This is a genomic window from Lysobacter sp. Root983 (assembly GCF_001429345.1).
Classification (GTDB): Bacteria; Pseudomonadota; Gammaproteobacteria; order Xanthomonadales; family Xanthomonadaceae; genus Lysobacter.
Genome location: NZ_LMJO01000001.1, coordinates 615,054 through 633,633, shown reverse-complemented (window position 1 = coordinate 633,633; position 18,580 = coordinate 615,054). Strand labels below are relative to the sequence as shown.

The following is an 18,580-nucleotide window of genomic DNA, read 5'->3' as shown; positions in this document are numbered from 1 at the left end:
CTGTTGGTGGTTCGCATCATGGTTAGCCGGCACGTCGTAGCGCCGCCTGACAATTCATTCGAGCCTGAGCTACTTCGTGTTCATGCTGCAGCGGCCATAGCGGCGGGCGCAGCGAATCAGCTCTTGGAGCACAGGTTCTAACAATTCATTCAAGCTGACCCGCTTAGCCGTTCGGCTCAACTCGGGCGCCTCACGAGGTGTTTATGCCATTCGCTCGAACTCTGATTGCCTTTGGGCTTGTGTTTCTAGTTCTGCCACTGCCCGCTCAACAGCACAACGTTCGCCCGCCGCAAGGATTGGTTCCAGACGCTAGAACCGCAATTTCCATTGCGGTGGCTGTCTGGGTGCCAATCTACGGCGAGAAGCAGATCGAGTCGGAGCGACCCTATCGGGCAACACTTGCTGATGGGAAATGGACTGTGACAGGCTCACTCCCCAAAGGCTGGGTAGGCGGCACTGCGACAGCCGTCATTTCCAGGTCGGACGGCCAAATCTTACGTGTTAGCCACGGCAAGTGAGGCCTAACAATTCATTCAAGCCGAACCCGCTTCGCGGGTCGGCTTAATTCAGGCGTTAGGCAGCATGGAAGAGAAGTCGGCACTTGAGAAGTACCAAGCTCTACTCGTGGATTGGGTTGCGCCCAGGTTCACGCCAGAGATGTTGAAAGGAAACGAATCCATGCCGGCGGATGAGTGCGAGCTGATGGATATCGTGTTCCAACACTTCACTGAACTCACAGATTGTGTTGATCGGCTGGATCTGTGTTTGGCATTCATTAAAGCGCCAATGCCTCGCCGTAAGGGACTAAAAGCTGATGACTACCTGATGTACCACATCACCTTCTATTTCCAAGAGGTGTACATACTCAACGAGCGGTTCGAAAGTTACGCAAAGAGCGTACTTAGACTTCGCAAGAAACGGATTGGGCTAGAAGGCGTCAACGCTAGCCCACTGGATGGCTTGTTGGAGCGGATACGTGTCGCGCTATCCTCCGTCGTTCTGATGCGCGGCAAACATGTGCACGCCCGAGCATTCCGAGATGAGGAAATGAAAGAACTCTCGACATTCTCTTTTCTCGCCATCCACGCCCCAGAAAGGAACGAGTGGCGCGCTCTACACCGGCAGCTCTACAGCGTCGCGCGAAAAACTTGGGTCAAGAGGCTAACCAACAACCGCGAATCGATCACGAAGTTATTGAATGAGTTCTGCGAGCTAATGCACGAGATTGTTGCCGGCGGGGATCGCAGCTTGCTGCCTAACAATTCATTCAAGCCGAAGCCGCTTCGCGGCTCGGCTTAATTCAGGTGTTAGGCGCGTGGAAGAAGATCTTCGAAAACTCGCATTGGAGTGCATCACAAGCGAAAGCAATCCGTTGTGGCCCGACGGGTTCTTGCCCCTATGCGCCAAGCATGGCCTAACTAAGGATGAGTTCTGTCATGCGTTTGCTCGCGTTGTCGCGCTAGAGTTTGCCCACGGCGAGCTGAGCTATGCGGAAGGGGATGCGGCGATGAATTGCCTCTTTGGGATCGTTGATATCGACCTTCGGGGGTTTGCTTGGGAGATCTACCATGCCTTTGATGCCGGTGAATACCAACATGGGCAAGATCCGCCGGGCACAATCAGCTGGCAAAAGTACACTTTGCCCAGAGTAATGGAGGTGCTGGCAGCCGAGGGTCTGCTGCTACGCGCCTACAATTCATTCAAGCCGAAGCCGCTTGGCGGCTCTACTAAATTCAGGCGTTAGGTCATGAGCGGAGAACCTATCTTTGTCGGTTATGTGACGCTTCCAGCGGCGGCCGTCGTGACACTGTCGGTTACAATTGGCGCATGGATTCTCATGCGCTCACTGAGAACCAGATCAAGCAAATGGCTGTTTGGCTTTGTTGTGGCCTTAATCTTATGGGTTCCCGTGGCGTGGGCAATGCGCACTCACCTGCCAGAGGCTTTCTACAGTACGGGCGCCTATAAACATCTTCCGCCCTACACGTTGATATGGGCGGAGGTAGTTGGATTCAGCTTGTTTGCATCTGGAGCAGCTGTTTGCTTCCTGCTTGTCGTGCTTCGGGTGGTCAGGCCTAATAATTCATTCAAGCCGATGCCGCTTCGCGGCTCGGCTTAATTCAGGCGTTAGGCGGCTCGGCATGATCATTGATTCTCCAACATGGGTACTGAGCAACGGGGTCTGCCCTACGTGCGAGCAAACTCATGTCCTTCAGTTCATCGCTTGCCCTGGGTGTGCGAGCGTTGCGCTAGCTTGTGAGGACTGTGGCGCTTACTGCCCGGACCCGAGAGATCCGCCCGCGTACACGGAGCCATGCGTATGTCGTGCCTGCGGCAAGCTTCCCCTGTCCACATTCAAGCCGGCGTCGGCAGTTCAAATCCAGTCGGCCGGTTTCCAGCCGGGCGAGTATGAGTAGTTCGCCGCCTAACAATTCATTCAAGCCGAAGCCGCTTCGCGGCTCGGCTTAATTCAGGCGTTAGCCCTATCTAATGAGCACCGCATCTGATTTAACTAAACGCATTGACAACTTCGACCAGTTCTTGGACGAGCGCATGCCCGTTCTCTATGAATTTGCTCAGTCCCTCAGACTACCCGCTCCCCACGCCATCCTTACGGACCCAATGTCTGTGCTTAGCGGCATTAGTGCGTGGCTAGCCCTCCAGCACATTGAGCAAGAAGATCGAGCTTGGGTTCTTTCTCGTGTCGGCTACTACATTGGCGAGCTTCTCGTTACTCATTATTCCGGAGCATGGCTAGTGTGTACGGCACCAGCTTCTAGGTTCTATGGCCGCTATGTTGTTGGGCAGTTTCGCGACTTCGACAACGCGGAATCCCTTGCGGATCCCTTTGAGGGCTGCCGCTGTCTGCATTGATGAGCCTCCGGGCCGTTCTCTTGAGAAACTCATTAATGAAATTGTGGCCTCATTGCGTGCAGCATAGGGCTAACAATTCATTCAAGCCGAACCCGCTTCGCGGGTCGGCTTAATTCAGGTGTTAGGCGGCATGAGAACGTTCATCGCACTCATAGTTCTGTTGGTCGCTTCGGCCGGCTGCGCCCCATCCCCGCGCTTGGTGGCTGTACCACCCCACTGGTCTAGGCATTGCACCGCATCGGATATACCCGTCGGTAGCACTTCGGAGAAAGACTACTTTGAGCATCTCGCCGGTAAATGCGATCCACGAGATGCCTGTGTTCTTGCATGCTCCCGCAGCGGCTGCGCCACAAACATTGGCGGCGGCTGCGAGCACGTTTGCTCCTGGGGTTTCCCGGAGGATCTCGCAAGGCGTGCAGACTTGTGGGCAGAGCGTCCCTCGTGCAGGCTGCCGCCTAACAATTCATTCAAGCCGAAGCCACTTCGTGGCTCGGCTTAATTCAGGTGTTAGGTGCCGCTACAGTCATGCTGCCAGTCGAGACAACAACAAAAAAACTGCGATTGGGTGGGTTCATTGGTGTCGTGCTTATTTCTTTAAGCCTCTGTAGCTACCGTTTTATTAGTCCGAGTGCTCGGGTAGCGCGCGACACAATTCAGAATCTATCGGCTACTAGCATCTCCGAGGTCGTCTTGGAACCTGCGCGCGAGGCGTCTTTGATTCAAGCGGGTCAACGCCTCACGGATCCGGCCACCATTGCCGAGTGGACGCGGGCTTTTGCATCGGTTCAACCCTTTCGTCCCGAGCATCCCCTAGTGCAACGGTGCATGTACGTGAGCTTTGCCACAACTCGCGGCACTGTCGGTGGGCAACTCTGCACCCTTCGTTCCGGCGGGCATATGCTCACCCAGTGGAGCTCGGTCCGCTCTGGCTGGTACTACGGGAGCTACTTGCTTCCGGCCAGCGTTAAGCTAGAACCTCTACTTAGGGCGGCCAATCATCGAGGGGCGGCACCTAACAATTCATTCAAGCCGATGCCGCTTCGCGGCGCGGCTTAATTCAGGCGTTAGGGCCCAGAATCAATGTTCAGTGTGTTCAGGAAGACAAGCGAATCAAAAGCAGTTGATCGCACGCCTCGTGGCGTTCTTCCTACTTTCATGACGGACGAGCTTGTTGTCCTGAGCAAGGCTTCGCCCACTATTCGAAACACATACGAAATCCGTCTCGCACTGTACATGGCCGTATCGCGAGGGCTGCGCTTTATTCTCGCTGTCAGGCCTCATGCTGCAGTGGATCCAACGATTGTATCTTTACTACATGAGCACGCCGCAAAGATTGAGGTGGTACAGCTAGAAGACTTCTGCGTTTACTTTGGCCATGATTCCCCGAGCGGCGAGAAGGATGGCTGGGTTTTAGGTGATGCAACAGCATTTAGCGCGCTAAAGAGCACTATTCAGTCGGCATGGCTTCTTGAGCGGCTAAACGTAGGGCATGAGTTTTCTGGCGCCGAGCTAGGTGATCTTGTCGTTGCCCTACGCAATGAATGCATCTCAGCATTAAATGTTGACGGAGAGAATGTTGGCCAAGCGCTCATGCAGTTGGTTGCGGCAGCCCATAAGGAAGGTGGTAGCGTTTTTATCCAGTGAGGGCCCTAACAATTCATTCAAGCCGAACTCGCTTCGCGGGTCGGCTTAATTCAGGTGTTAGAGGTCATTCGGTGAGATTCCAAGCAATTGCCATTCTTTTCTTTGCCTTGTCAGGAGCCGCGGCCGCTGTGGAGATCAAGAACCAATACTTTCATCTGAACCTACCAGGCGACTGGCAGCAGCAGGAAGGGGCAGACTCTGAGCAGTTCATTGTCACCTCTGATTCTCGCCAGGCACAGGTGACCATTTCTTATGTGCCAATGAACGCTAAAGGTCGCGATCTTGAGCAGATAGCCAACAAGCTACTTGAGTTTCGGTTTGCTGCAGAGCGGGAAGCAGCCGCTGACCGGGAGATTTTCTTTAGTGAGCCATGGGGTTCAAAGCCACAAGACGGCGGGCTTCAGGTTAATTACATGGGACATGATAGCCTGGGCCGGTACTTCTTCTTCGCAGGCTTCATTACAGAGACACACACTACGAGCGTCACAGGAGAGTTGGAGCACAGCAATGAGCCGGCACTTCATGCGTTCTACAAAGAAGTACTCAGCAACTTCGGCTATTGATCTCTAACAATTAATTCAAGCCGAACCCGCTTCGCAGGTCGGCTAAATTCAGGTGTTAGGCGCCATGTCCAGCCATCACGTTGTTCTAATCAAAGCCATTGGACCGCGACCTGAGTTCTATCGGGTCGCAGAGCACTTATGGGGCGACGGTTGCGACTTCGACTCGGATGGCGATAGCCAGGATCCCGGCGACCGTAACTGGACAGAACTGTCATTGTCGTTACGTGGCCCGTCCGGGGAAAACCTGGATGCTGAGCATCTAGATATCGATCCAGTTTCCTTAGATCCTCTGGTTCTGGCGGTACGCTCCCCGCAACAGCCTCTCTGCCGGAGGGCTGCTGAGTTCATAATCTCTTGTTCGGGCGGCACGGTTGAGTACGCTGGCGCCTAACATTTCATTCAAGCCGAAGCCGTTTCGCGGTTCGGCTTAATTAAGGCGCTAGCCCTTATCCATGATCTCAATCGGTGCTCATTATGGCGGCCCTGAACTCAGAGGTGGCCCGCTCAACCTAGCGATCCAGCGCATTGCTGGAATCGTCAAGGACTTGCGGGCTGAGTCTGAGATACGACTCAACGCAATTTTTTACGTGCCTGGTTCTCTGATCAACAAAATCCCATTTGACGGACTTCGCTATGGGCAGTTCTCGCCAAGCCCTCCCTGTCTAGTCGTACAAGTTGCTATCGGTGATTCAACAGAAAATGATCCAATTCAACTCCTGCTACAGGCATTGAGAGGTTGCAATGCGATGGCTTTTGAGTTTTACAGACAGAAAGGCCTTTTTTATCCATTAGCAGATGTAGAGAACTTGATAAATTCAGTTGAAAAACGGATAGCTTGGGGTGACTGAGCGGGCTAACAATTCATGCAAGCCGACACCGCTTCGCGGTGCGGCGTTAGGCGCCAAATGCGGAGCTATCGTGCCTTACATAGCCACTATTGAATGTGCGATTCACGGGCTGCAGCGGGAGACGTTTGTCTGCCAGCACATCGCCCAGGGGCTACAAGAAAGGCGCCGTGTCGGCTTTTTCTGGTCTGCCGATGATCCAGGCACCCCACATCCCGACGCTTGGTGTGCCGAATGCCAGGAACGCGTGGCGTTGACGGGCGGAGAATGGGTTGGAGAGACGGCCGCCCATCTTGGCGTCCACAGTCTTTGCAGTGTCTGCTATGACAAGGCAAGAAGATTCCATTTGGGTGGCAATCCATAGGCGGCCTAAGGCCCAGGTTGGCGCCTACAATTCATTCAAGCCGAAGCCGCTTCGTGGCTCGGCTTAACTCGGGCGTTAGGTATCAGCAGAATGGCCACTGAGATCGGAGAGTTTCGCCAAATGCTTGAGGCTGGTCGGCGCTACCTGGCAGGGGCATGCTCCATCCAAGAGCTCAACGGTCGCATCAGTGATCTAGCTACAGCAGCAAAGTTCTGGGGTGGTCACCCTGCGCTTGCTGAGGTTGCTGGCGACTGGTCCACTATGGTTGACCGGCACTGGAGTGAGTGGGGCCACAATCCAAACCCACTCTCAGAGCAGGAGTTCTTGGCATGGCTAGAGGGGCAACTCAGTTCTCTCGGGCAGATGCCTAACAATTCATTCAAGCCGAAGCCGCTTCGCGGCTCGGCTTAATTCAGGCGTTAGGCCGCTGCATTGACAATGAATGACTTCAGTCGCGATGACGCCGTTGAGTGGCTACGTGCCAGAGGCCTTGGAGCGAACAAGCGTGACTGGAGCTTTGGGGAGAGCGTAGTCGCTGGGACCATCGTGCAAAGAGACAATGGCATTCCTTATTGGAATAGCTGCGTTTGTATCCACCTGTGGAAAGGGCACTGGACCGTGACGGACTTCAGTGATCCTAGGTCTGCTCCAGTTACCTGCGGGACATTGCAACTGGCCGCGCAACACGCAGCTGGCGTCCTAGAGGCCGGTGGTGTAGGTTCCGCCTAACATTTCGTTCAAGGCGGACGGCTTCGCCGCCGCTTAACTCAAGCGCTAGGCGTCAGCGATGAGGCTCCTACTTCAAGTGCAGGATGCGTTTCAGATCCCTGGCAAGGGACTTCTGGTTGCACCGTGTATTCCCTTTCCGCCTCCCCCGCGGTTTGCTAAGTTTATTGAGTCCGTAACGCTGCTTCCACCTGGTGGTAGTCTCCAGGAGGTCCCAGCGCAGTTCTCGCTCATCCATCTCAAGCCGGGCGGCTATAAGCTTATGCTGTCGTTCTCGGACTTGGATCGAGCGCTGCTTCCGGTTGGGACCGACGTCATGGTGTCTGAGGCAGTGCACGCAAGGCTTCGCGGCGCAGATGCCTAATAATTCATTCAAGCCGAGCGCGCTTCGCGGGTCGGCTTAATCCAGGCGTTAGGCGCCAATGCACGATTACCGGTCATACCAAGACAATCTTTCTCTGGCGTCCGTGTACTACTCACACGCCATGCGATCCATGGGGTGCACGCCGGACCAAGGGCTCGGCTACTGTGTCGACGAGATCGAGCCTGAGAAGCCCCGAGGTGAACTCGCATCCTTCTCTACGCCGCCATTCTTCGTATCGGCCTTCGGTTTGGCATCTCCCCGCTATCTGACCAGGATCCTTTTGGCGCCGAGCTTCGTGATGAAATAGAGGCGTGCTGGGATGGCCTTAGCAGAGAGCGCTTGGCTTCACTTGGAGCCAGTCCATCGGATATAGAGGCTCTGGCGAAAGACGTTAGACTGATCTGCCAAGAGCTAGGGTTTTCTACGGTTTCGCTTGGCGCCATCTAGATTCTCGGTTGGCGCCTAACAATTCATTCAAGCCGAACCAGCTTCGCGGGTCGGCTTAATTCAGGCGTTAGCCCTACCAAACATGACGGATCCAACCACAGAAGAAGTGTTCGCTTACCACATAGCTACTGGCTGTCCGGCCATCCTTGCCAAGGAGACGCTGCGAGCTATGCAGCCGCTTCTTAGAGCGCGTGTGTTGCTGGCCATTCAACGCCCAAAACGGTCGGTTGGCTTGGTTGATCCCGTAGAAGATGCCCCGGATTTTGGTCCCGTCATTTCGGCTGCAGCGGTTGAGGCAAGGGAACTAGCTAAAAAAGTGGGGTGCACTGGAAGAGGTAGCTGCCATTTTGTCTGGCGCGAGCAAGCCAGGATCTTGCTTGAGCGTCACAATATCGTGTGGTTCTCACCAAAGCAGATGAACCCGCACATTGTGTATGACTAGCAGGGTTAACAATTCATTCAATCCGAACCCGCTTCGCGGCTCGGCTTAATTCAGGCGTTAGGCGCGCTTAGGAGCATCAATGCGGCTGATACAGCTCTTCTTCACTAGCCTGCTCCTCAGCGGCTGCGTAACGACAAGTCAAGCAGCTCTGACCAGTCAGACCCTTGTGGGCACTTGGCGCTGCGGGCCTACTGTCATACATGGCCCAAACTTCGATATTGCCGTTACAACAGAGACCTCCAATGCGTCTGACGGTACGTACTCGACCCTCACAACTTCAATCATAGCGCCTCACGGCAAACCTCCCATCACCACCACCGACAGAGCGTGGGGGACGTGGCTACTGGAGAATGACGTTATTACCTCCACCGTTCAAGGAGTGGAGTTTTTGACATCGTCTGACCCATCTATAACAAAGGAGATGGGGCAGCAAGCGCAGGACGCTCAAGTACGCAAAAAATCTTCTTATCAATCGCGCATATTGGAATTCACGGGCCGATCTTCGCGCTCTATTCCCGTTAACTCGATGTACGAAGAGGCGGCAGTCGAGTCTTCCTGTGAGCGCGCCTAACGATTCCTTCAAGCCGACGCCGCTTCGCGGCGCGGCTTAACTCAGGCGTTAGAGGGCTATGCGAGTAATGCGGCTACCTGGAATTATTCTCGTCGTTGTTCTCTGCGCTGGCTGTCAGTCCTGGCGTGATAGTCAGATGGAGTCGCGACTTGATCGCGATCGCGCTGCCGCCCTCGCCAAGATCGACCAACCTGCCTGCCAAGCTAAGGGCGGCCACATTCGTTCCGTTGGCATGTTTGGCACCCCGGTATGTGCCATTCCGTTCGTAGACGGAGGCAAGTCCTGCTCGGACAAGTCTGACTGTTCTGGCAAGTGCCTGATCTACAACAGCGACCTTCCGGTAGGCGCCTCTAGCAGCGGTCAATGCCAGCGCGACGACCACATTGATGGTTGCTGGTCGGAGATCGTAGAGGGCAAAATCATGGGTGGGTGGTGCGTTGACTAGTACGCCCGCCTAACAATTCATTCAAGCCGAAGCCGCTTCGCGGCTCGGCCTAATTCAGGCGTTAGGCCGTTATGGTCGATATGCAAATTGCTGAAATTCCCTATCCTTCGGGAACGATTCGCTTCCGCTACTCGCGCTACTTGGCAGCCGATGGCTCCGCTTGGGTGCGCCACGGGATGTTCCGTGCGTACCACGAGGACGGGGCTCTGGCCTCGGAGGGCAACTATGAGCACGGGCAGGAGCATGGCCCATGGCGGGACTATCATCCCAATGGTCAACTCGCAGCAGAGGGCAGCTATGCAAACGGCTCAGAGGTTGGCGCTTGGAAATACTGGTCAGCCGGNTGGCCCATGGCGGGACTATCATCCCAATGGTCAACTCGCAGCAGAGGGCAGCTATGCAAACGGCTCAGAGGTTGGCGCTTGGAAATACTGGTCAGCCGGTGGTTCACTTGAGTCGTCGGGAGCGGCCTAACAATTCATTCAAGCCGAAGCCGCTTCGCGGCTCGCCTTAATTCAGGCGTTAGGCCGCTATGGTCGATATGCAAATTGCTGAAATTCCCTATCCTTCGGGAACGATTCGCTTCCGCTACTCGCGCTACTTGGCAGCCGGTGGCTCCGCTTGGGTGCGCCACGGGATGTTCCGTGCGTACCACGAGGACGGGGCACTGGCCTCGGAGGGCAACTATGAGCACGGGCAGGAGAATGGCCCATGGCGGGACTATCATCCCAATGGTCAACTCGCAGCAGAGGGCAGCTATGCAAACGGCTCAGAGGTTGGCGCTTGGAAATACTGGTCAGCCNCACGGGATGTTCCGTGCGTACCACGAGGACGGGGCTCTGGCCTCGGAGGGCAACTATGAGCACGGGCAGGAGAATGGCCCATGGCGGGACTATCATCCCAATGGTCAACTCGCAGCAGAGGGCAGCTATGCAAACGGCTCAGAGGTTGGCGCTTGGAAATACTGGTCAGCCGATGGTTCACTTGAGTCGTCGCGCGCGGCCTAACAATTCATTCAAGCCGAAGCCGCTTCGCGGCTCGGCTTAATTCAGGCGTTAGGCCACATTGGAGAGTTTCCTTGTTTGGATGGCTAAAGAGAAAGGCACCCCCCCCTCCGCCCAAGGAGCGGTTCCCGCCCGTTCCCGACTGGCAGCCTTCGATTCTCCAGCCGCTGGATAGGATCGAGGATCGCGTGCGCTACTACACGGACGGAAAGAGAGACTTTGCACTGTTCAGCAACGGCACCTTCGTCCTCCTCCCTGACGCCCTATCAGATGCGCAAGCCGAGGCCTTTGCACTCGGGGCTCTTCGCGACGTCTTCCATGCGCATCCCGACATGCACCCCGTAGCTATGGATGACGGCAACATTCTGATTGGCTACAAAAACAACATTACTGGCAACGTCGTGCTTTCTGACGTAGCTACTGCAAACTGGGCAGAGATCGAGACGCAGCATCAACGCGCCCTAGCGACGCATGAGGTCCTTATTACTCCGCTTGGGCAAAACAAGTTCGACGCATTCGGCATCAAGGCACTCTTCGGGCGCTGCTTTATGTTCATGGATGCACAGCATCCACAGGTCATCAGGGTTGCACGGCATGTGGCCTAACAATTCATTCAAGCCGAAGCCGCTTCGCGGCTCGGCTTAATTCAGGCGTTAGGCCGCTAGGAGCGCTCGTGGCAACCGATTTCCCCGTTTGTGTTCGCTGCAATCTTCCCGTCGAAAAGAACTCAGATTCCTATGAGGTGTTCGAACGGATGCACTGGCTCTGCTTCCACCTCGAATTCGAGCATCAGGGGGACCCGGATCGACCGTGTGCAGATCCAGCATGCCCCTGGTGGCGCATTGAGGTTCTGCATCGAAAGCTTGCTGAGCTCGGTGTCGATCCGGACACTGCAATCAAAGAGGCCATCAATGAGCGCTGGCATTTGTAACGGGGCGCGGCCTAACAATTCATTCAAGCCGACGCCGCTTCGCGGCGCGGCTTAATTCAGGCGTTAGACCTGCATGGAAAGCTCCTTGGATCTCTGGGTAACGCGTAAGTCACCGATTTCTCTCGGTGAGTGGCAGTCCTTTGTTGCCTCGCGCTCCGATTTCGAACCCACCGGCCAGTTGCATGGCCTCAGCCCTGACGGCCAACCTATTACCCTTCCCAAGGCGAGTCCTATTGGTGGCTTGGTCACGATGCTGGTGAGACTGTCCCGGTCGCATTTGCAAACGATGCGGTGCATATTGCAGATGGCACCCCTTCCTCGCGAGCACTGGCCGAGAGTTTGGCAACGTTCTTTGGTGGGGCCGTGCATGAGGGTTAGCGCGTGCAGGTCTAACAATTCATTCAAGCCGAAGCCGCTTCGCGGCTCGGCTTAATTCAGGTGCTAGGGGGCATGACCAAATGTCATGGGTGACCAATATTTCTTCCTTCAAAGACTTCTTGTCGCTGGTGATCGTCCATGCTCCGGATGACTTCCCGCAGGAAGACTTCCTTAAGCTTCACGAGCAGCTGAGCCTAGAAAGTGCATTTCACGAGCTGAGCCATGGACTCACTCTCATGGTCCAGTCCGGCGTGAGTGCAAACGCAATCACCAACCTCGCCGACCTCTTAGAGAAGTCCTTGGCCTCCTACCGATCCGGGGACGACATTGCGGGCGCGCACCTGCTTCAAGAGCTAGAGTCGCAAGCTTTCGGGTCGCCGCATGCCCCCTAACAATTCATTCAAGCCGACTCCGCTTCGTTCCGGCGTCAGGCATGGCAGGAAAAGCTTGCCATGCCTGCCACCTCCACTGCAAGCAGTTCGCCTGCATCGGCTAAACCTTGGTGGAAGATCTGGTAGGCACGTATAACAACTCATTCAAGCCGAACCCGCTTCGCGGGTCGGCTTAATTCAAGCGTTAGGGCGCACATGCAATCCTCACTTTCAATTGCCACATTCCTCTTTTTCATCGCCATGCTCGTGTACATGCATGCGGTGTTTAAGTTCTATGCCGTGGTCAAAGCGGAGCGGCCTGAGTGGGTTGATCGTCGCGGCTCGCTCGGCTTCTTTTACACAGGCATTCCCCGCCTTGCGGACCCTAACGTCAGTCTCGCTACTATCGGTATCGCATTCAGTGCCAAGCGACATGAGTTGCGTTCACCGCAGGCTGCCAAGTACGCCAACCGCGTCCGCATCCTTCTCCCGTTCGGTATGGTTGTCTTCTTGGGCATATTAGCGGGGCTCACTGTCGGTGCGCCCTAACAATTCATTCAAGCCGAAGCCGCTTCGCGGGTCGGCTTAATTCAGGCGTCAGGCATTAGTAGAATGGCTACTGAGATCGGAGAGTTCCGCCAAATGCTTTAGGCTGGTCGGCGCTACCTGGTAGGGACCTGCTCCATACAAGAGCTCAACGGTCGCATCAGTGGTCTAGCTACAGCAGCAAAGTTCTGGGGCAGTCACCCTGCGTTTGCTGAGGTTGCTGGCGACTGGTCCACTATGGTTGACCGGCGCTGGAACGAGTGGGGCCACAATCCAAATCCACTCTCAGAGCAGGAGTTCGTGGCATGGCTAGAAGGGCAGCTCAGCTCTCTCGGGCAGATGCCTAACAATTCATTCAAGCCGACGCCGCGACGCGACTCGGCTTAATTCAGGCGTTAGGCCCGCATGAGGTTGCAAGGTGAGTGAGGCAGAAATCCAACTTAGCGCGTCTTCCGAAGATCTGCGTCGTCTCGCCAGCGAATACAACTGGGACGACGGCTTCGCTTTTCCCTGCCATATCGCTGACCACCCCAACTGTGATCTAGCAGCGGCACTGGAACTTTTCTGGCTTGCAAATGCTGACGCGGTGTACCTTGGTGAGGCGCAAGACTCACCGCACAATGCTGCATGGCGCTCATTCTCGGAGATATTGGCCAAAAGAATTATCGACGGCTTCTATTCCCCAGGCCCAGGAACGTTCGATCCTCCACTCACAAAAGTGCAAGCCTATAACTTGCGTAAAAGAGGTCTGCCTGAGATATTCCTTGCCAGCGTTATTGGCGGGCGGGCCTAACAATTCATTCAAGCCGACACCGCTTCGCGGCGCGGCTTAATTCAGGCGTTAGATTTGCGTCAGGGGGACGCAGCTCATGAAAAGAAACCTACAGCTACTTCTCGGCATACCACTCATTTTCATCATTGGTATTGTTGCCTGGGAGACCAAGCAATTCTTATGGCTTGGCCTCTACATTCCGGTTGTTGTGATGCGCTACTTCATGCGTCGTGAAATTTCTAGCAATGACGTCGTCGTCATGCCGCGCAGAGACAGACCGGACATCACGGATACAAATTATGTCGCGCAGCAACATCAAGGGCCTCAGCAGTAGAACTCGCGCCATGTGGGACAAATCTAACAATTCATTCAAGCCGAACCCGCTTCGCGGGTCGGCTTAATTCAGGTGTTAGGGCCCGGATCATGCAAACCGTCTACGTCTACGTCGATGACTCTGACAACGCAGCAACAGAAGCATTGCTGGTATCCGCGTTTCGTCAGTTCGCGGATCAGTGGTCAAGCATTGGCGCATTCGCCGTAAACCAACGGCACGAACGGACCCCGGACCTTCGGCCTAATGATCTCCCGGATTGGTTCATAGGCCTCAACGTCCCGCTAGATCAGTTTGGCCCCACTCAAGCGGCCGAGCTTGTGCCATTTGCGCGCACTCTAGCCCGGGCAACAGGCCAGGAGTTCGTCGTTGGCGTTGCATCCGCGTCCGGCATCACCGACGATCTGATCTTTCTAGGGCCTGACGCTGGAGAGCGCGAGTACCATGATTTGCTCCAGCACGTCGCCGGGCTCTAACGATTCATTCAAGCCGAAGCCGCTTCGCGGTGTGGCTTAACTCAGGCGTTAAGCCTCAAGCCGATGAAAATCTTCGACATTTTCCGCAAGAAGCCCAAGATGCCCGCATCGATAGAGGATGGAATGGCATCTCAGGCAGATGACTTCATCAATGCATTCCGAGGTCCCGGCTCCCCAATTGATGCAGATGGACTTGACTTCAGTAGAGACTCGATCGCTTTGGTAGATCGGATTCTCCAGGACTTCTATGCGCAGAATGCACAGCTTCCAGACGATTTACACTTTCTGGCATCGGCGTATGTGTTCGAGTGCGCCAGGCGCCGTTACGGCGGCAGGTACCTGAGGGGCGACGAGAAAAATCCCTTTGTTCTGGTTGTAGGCGAGCCGGAATTCCAGATAGGTGTCTGCGCCATGGAAAAAGTCCTCGGCAGGGCAACAAATGGACCTGAAGACAACCTTCAGTTCTTCTTTGATGGCATCGACTATCCGTACCAGCAGAAACAGAGCGTTACGCTAGTCTAGTAGCCTGAGCTCTAACAATTTGTTCAAGCCGAAGCCGCTTCGTGGCGCGGCGTAATTCATGCGTTAGCCCGCGATGCCATATGCCGTTTGTCCGACTTGCAATGCGTCGTACCATCTCAATGTTCGTATGGACTTGCGAGAGTGGGAGGCCAAGCACGTCACTCGCCGGGCGGCGGATGGAGTTCCGCTTCTCACGTGCATTCGCTGCTGGGTAGGTCTAAAGTCCGGCCGCAGGGTAACTCTGCGAAAACCTACGGCGAGGCCGATCCACAAGATGTCTGGGATACTTGGCCCGGCAACCAGGGCCTCAGGCGCTATGTCGGGATCTGACAATTTATTCAAGCCGAACCTGCTTCGCGAATCGGCTTAATTCGGGCATTAGGCGCAAGAGATGCGACTCAGCAAGCATCAAATTCAAGAAAGAGCAATCAAGTTAGCTTCTGCTTATCTGGCGGAACGGGTAGGGGGTATCTGGCAATGCGAATGCACAAGTTTCGACCTGGAATCAGTTGCAAGCAATCGCCATTTTTATGAGAGGTATAGAAAGTGGTCTGTCGCAGTCAATTGCGTGCAGAAACAATCCACCGGTGACACCCAGGTAGTTCTCTTGGTGGACATAGACCGCCGGTCTGTCACTGAGCTATGTTGACAGGCTTGTGCATGACAATTCATTCAAGCCGAACCCGCTTCGCGGTGCGGCTTAGCTCGGGCGTTAGGCCGCTTATGCAGACCATTCCGCTACTCGCAAACTTTCTTCTGGTCTGCGGCCTTGCCAGTTGCTGCGCGCAGCCGGTGAGAGTCTCGGTAGCCCAAGGGGCCGCGACTCGCTGCGATATCAGATCACTGCTACTAACCGACAGGTTCACTTCGGACCAGAGTCAATGCCAACTTGGCGCAATAGCAGATCGCTGCAATGAGATAGATGCCTGTCTCATCAGCTGCTGGAAGGATGGATGGACAGAAGAGAACATTGGCGGTGGTTGCCACCACGTCTGCGAGGATGGCGGAGACAAGGTTTGGAACCCTCCGGCCAAGACGTGCGAGGTGCGGCCTGACAATTCATTCAAGCCGAACTTGCTTCGCAAGTCGGCTTCATTCAGGCGTTAGGCGGCTCAAATGACATCCAAGCAAGTCACCATCGACCTCACCCACGCGAAGAGTGCATTGTTCGTGCGACAAACGGTTGCCTTAGCCTTTGGCATGCAGATCAACGGAGAGCTTACGTGGGAGATTCTTAGGGATAGGCTGTACGATCCTGAAAACAGATCTTTGCCTGCCAAGATTGTCGTCACAGGCTTGCCAAATCTGGGGGTTAGCGTCCCAAGTGAAGCTATAGCACTACGTAGTGTCTTGCGGGAGCTTGGAGCTCTCCGCCCGGAGATCGCGATCAGCATTCTTCTTCACTCATGATCACTGGGAGAAGCAGCGCTGGATCGCTTGGTGGTCGCGGCCTAACAATTCATTCAAGTCGAAACCGCTTCGCGGCTTAGCTTAATTCAGGCGTTAGGCTTCTATGGAAGATCCTCAGGTCCCATTGATAAAGATTGTCCGCGCTGGGCTCGAGCGAGCCTGCGGAGACTTCACGCGTGCCATTGCTCCTCTTGGGTTCACCCGCACCAAGAAGATGGTCTGGAGTCGGCCGCGGGGCGATCTATTTGACCAGATCGGCTTCTTCAGGCTCGGCAGCAGCTATGGTCCGCCTCGGACCGCATCCGTCGATATCCGCGTCTCCTTTTCTATTGAGGACCCTCTGGGTTCTCCCGCACTCAGAGTTGTCGGCCCTTCAACCGATCAATTACGTGACCATCGTGGTTACGCATATCATCTTCGCTTCAACGCTTCATCGTGGAGTACGTACGATCGCTGCATTTCCGATCTGATTCGCGTTACCAACGACCACGCAATACCCTGGTTCACGCAGTCGGGGCCTGACAATTCAGTCAAGTCGAAGCCGCTTCGCGGATCGGCTTAATTCAGGTGTTAGACCCTATGGCAGCGATCTTTAAAGTTAAGTACGCTTTCCCTCTGACTTCCCGTTCGCTGTTTGTCTTTGCCGGGAAGGTCATCCAAGGCGCTGTAGAGCGCGGGATGAGTATCCACATTTCTCTCAACGAGGATGCAACGATGGATGTTCCGGTACAGGGCGTGGAGGTCCTCCGGAGGGATGGCGACGAGCTTGTTGCTCTCACTGTCGCAATCGAGGATCAAAGTGATGCGGACTTCCTTCAGCAGTTTGACGTCGTTGGTGAGAGTCTGACCGTATTGGACGAGACCTAACAATTCATTCAAGCCGAAGCCGATCGCGGCTCGGCTTAAGGCGCTAGGCTTTATGGATACAGCTCCCATCGCGTTCCCCGTCATCTACCGCTTCGGTGACGACATCGTGCCCTGCGGAAAAGAACTGATCGCCTTTGGGGATTTTCGCCACGTCGGCGCTAACCGCTACCTTTGCAGTGAAGGCGCCCGTACCGATCGGAAGTTCCGCTGGTTGGTGGATCGGCATGGCCAGCTACGTGAGTTTCAAGTAACGGGGTATCGGCGACGTTGGCTCAGCAAGCTGAACTGGCTCTGGAGCATGAGTTTGGTTGAGTACGAGTTACTGCCCGGCCGAGCGGTCACTGTATCTGAGCTGCTTGGGTTGCTGGCGCGTAGCAATCCGGATTCGGAAAAATCCTCGTCCAGGAGCTTCCGCAGGTTCTTGAAGCGCTTGGATCCGGCACAGGTTCTTGGAGAGGCTGACTTTCTCACATACATGCGGGTGCCTCCATCGGCAATCTATGATTGCTATCCGGAGGTGCCGGGCCATGAGGTCTAACAGTTCAGTCAAGCCGACGCCGCTTTGCGGCTCGACTTAATTGAGGCGGTGTCCTACTGGCGGAGTCAACGTGTAGAGTCCTAGCAATTCATTCAACCGAAGCCGCTTTGCGGCGTAGCTTAATTCAGGTTTTAGGTCCCTGATATGCATGCCGACGAGATTGAAGCCTTCAAAATTGCTGGCGCTGCTGCCCAAACACGAGGTTGGCCGTGGCGCCCTCCATACTGGATCGACCTTGAGGATGGAGAGTGGCGAGTTCAGGCGGAGAATGAGTGCGTCATTCGCATTAGTGAGGCCACGGGCAGGATCACCCCGGAAATCGTTCCGCTAGATCCCTCCATTGCAATTTCTGCTGCCAAGGACTACGCCCAGAGCAGGGGGCTTGGCTGGAAACCGTCCTTCACAATGAGGCTTGAAAGCGATTGTTGGGAGGTTGGCTCCTGTCAGCATCAGCTCGGTGGGCAAACTCACATCTATGTTAGCCATCAAGGTGTCGTCCTCCGCCACTGGGTCAATCCCAAATGACCTCGGCAGCGGAGCCTAACAGTTCATTCAAGCCGAAGCCGCTTCGCGGCTCGGCTTAATTCGGGCGTTAGGCCGATGTCACACAATCCTTACTCTGCACCTGCTGCTCCGTTGCCGATCTCGTCGCGCGCGACGCGACCAGCTTCTGTCGCAATCTCCGCATGGCTTTACGGGATCAGCTACGCAATCGGACTAACTATTGCCATAGCTAGAGTGGGCATTCCTAGAACGCCTATCTTCATTGGCGGCCTGCTCCTTGGCCTACTTGTTTCCACAGCTATGTTGTTCGCCATCTGCTCTCGCCGGAACTGGGGCAGATGGTTGGTAGTTATTCTCATGGCAGTCAACGTTGTCTTACTCGTAGGCGCTGTTTCGCGCAATTCCGATGCTCTAAAGGTCATGTACGCAGCTCAAGGATTTCTCCAGCTAGCTGCTGTTGTCCTACTTTTGATGCCCGCGTCGAATCGCTGGTATCGGCCTGACAGTCAATTCAAGCCGAACCCGCTTCGCGGCTCGGCTTAATTCAGGCTCTAGGGAACATTGAAGTCATGCGGGATGTCCCGGAAACGCTCCGATTGGTGCTTCGAACCTTTTGCCACATGGAGTGGTACGAGACGCACGAGC

The 18,580-nt window shown here is 55.2% G+C and carries 17 protein-coding genes; all 17 read left to right on the top strand.

The window, feature by feature from the left end; genetic code table 11:
* Positions 1–582 precede the first annotated feature (582 nt).
* The gene (locus tag ASE43_RS02820) at positions 583–1,299 is read left to right on the top strand and encodes a hypothetical protein (protein ID WP_057159402.1); all 717 of its coding nucleotides are present in this window, start codon (positions 583–585) and stop codon (positions 1,297–1,299) included.
* A 16-nt stretch (positions 1,300–1,315) separates the two neighbouring features.
* Entirely contained in the window at positions 1,316–1,744 is a 429-nt protein-coding gene (locus tag ASE43_RS02815; RefSeq protein WP_157499643.1) for a hypothetical protein, read from the top strand.
* Between the two features lie 3 nt (positions 1,745–1,747).
* Complete coding sequence (locus ASE43_RS21565; protein ID WP_157499642.1) at positions 1,748–2,119, top strand: hypothetical protein; 372 nt, start codon at positions 1,748–1,750, stop codon at positions 2,117–2,119.
* A gap of 1,835 nt (positions 2,120–3,954) precedes the next feature.
* Positions 3,955–4,518, top strand: a complete 564-nt coding sequence (locus tag ASE43_RS21560; RefSeq protein WP_157499641.1) for a hypothetical protein — start codon at positions 3,955–3,957, stop codon at positions 4,516–4,518.
* A 71-nt stretch (positions 4,519–4,589) separates the two neighbouring features.
* Positions 4,590–5,081 carry a hypothetical protein gene (locus ASE43_RS02810; protein WP_057159400.1) on the top strand — a complete coding sequence of 164 codons (492 nt, stop codon included), beginning with the start codon at positions 4,590–4,592 and terminating at the stop codon, positions 5,079–5,081.
* A 452-nt stretch (positions 5,082–5,533) separates the two neighbouring features.
* Positions 5,534–5,929, top strand: coding sequence for a hypothetical protein (locus ASE43_RS21555; protein WP_157499640.1), 396 nt, complete (start codon positions 5,534–5,536; stop codon positions 5,927–5,929).
* Between the two features lie 4,159 nt (positions 5,930–10,088).
* Positions 10,089–10,292, top strand: a 204-nt coding sequence (locus tag ASE43_RS21030; RefSeq protein WP_235568632.1) for a hypothetical protein, incomplete at its 5' end; no start/stop codon positions are given.
* 185 nt (positions 10,293–10,477) lie between these two features.
* Positions 10,478–10,894 carry a hypothetical protein gene (locus ASE43_RS02800; RefSeq protein ID WP_057159398.1) on the top strand — a complete coding sequence of 139 codons (417 nt, stop codon included), beginning with the start codon at positions 10,478–10,480 and terminating at the stop codon, positions 10,892–10,894.
* Positions 10,895–10,962: 68 nt separating this feature from the next.
* Complete coding sequence (locus ASE43_RS21550; RefSeq protein ID WP_157499639.1) at positions 10,963–11,220, top strand: hypothetical protein; 258 nt, start codon at positions 10,963–10,965, stop codon at positions 11,218–11,220.
* 458 nt (positions 11,221–11,678) lie between these two features.
* Positions 11,679–11,990, top strand: coding sequence for a hypothetical protein (locus ASE43_RS02790; RefSeq protein ID WP_057159396.1), 312 nt, complete (start codon positions 11,679–11,681; stop codon positions 11,988–11,990).
* Between the two features lie 195 nt (positions 11,991–12,185).
* A complete protein-coding gene (locus ASE43_RS02785) occupies positions 12,186–12,518 on the top strand; it encodes a hypothetical protein (RefSeq protein WP_057159395.1) in 333 nt (110 codons plus the stop codon).
* Between the two features lie 415 nt (positions 12,519–12,933).
* A complete protein-coding gene (locus ASE43_RS21025; protein ID WP_082607058.1) occupies positions 12,934–13,308 on the top strand; it encodes a DUF4274 domain-containing protein in 375 nt (124 codons plus the stop codon).
* 76 nt (positions 13,309–13,384) lie between these two features.
* A complete protein-coding gene (locus ASE43_RS02780; RefSeq protein WP_057159394.1) occupies positions 13,385–13,621 on the top strand; it encodes a hypothetical protein in 237 nt (78 codons plus the stop codon).
* 89 nt (positions 13,622–13,710) lie between these two features.
* Positions 13,711–14,094, top strand: coding sequence for a hypothetical protein (locus ASE43_RS02775; protein ID WP_057159393.1), 384 nt, complete (start codon positions 13,711–13,713; stop codon positions 14,092–14,094).
* Between the two features lie 63 nt (positions 14,095–14,157).
* Positions 14,158–14,616 carry a hypothetical protein gene (locus ASE43_RS02770; RefSeq protein ID WP_057159392.1) on the top strand — a complete coding sequence of 153 codons (459 nt, stop codon included), beginning with the start codon at positions 14,158–14,160 and terminating at the stop codon, positions 14,614–14,616.
* Positions 14,617–16,605: 1,989 nt separating this feature from the next.
* The gene (locus ASE43_RS02765) at positions 16,606–16,893 is read left to right on the top strand and encodes a hypothetical protein (protein ID WP_057159391.1); all 288 of its coding nucleotides are present in this window, start codon (positions 16,606–16,608) and stop codon (positions 16,891–16,893) included.
* Positions 16,894–16,945: 52 nt separating this feature from the next.
* Positions 16,946–17,431, top strand: coding sequence for a hypothetical protein (locus ASE43_RS02760; protein ID WP_057159390.1), 486 nt, complete (start codon positions 16,946–16,948; stop codon positions 17,429–17,431).
* Positions 17,432–18,580 lie beyond the last annotated feature (1,149 nt).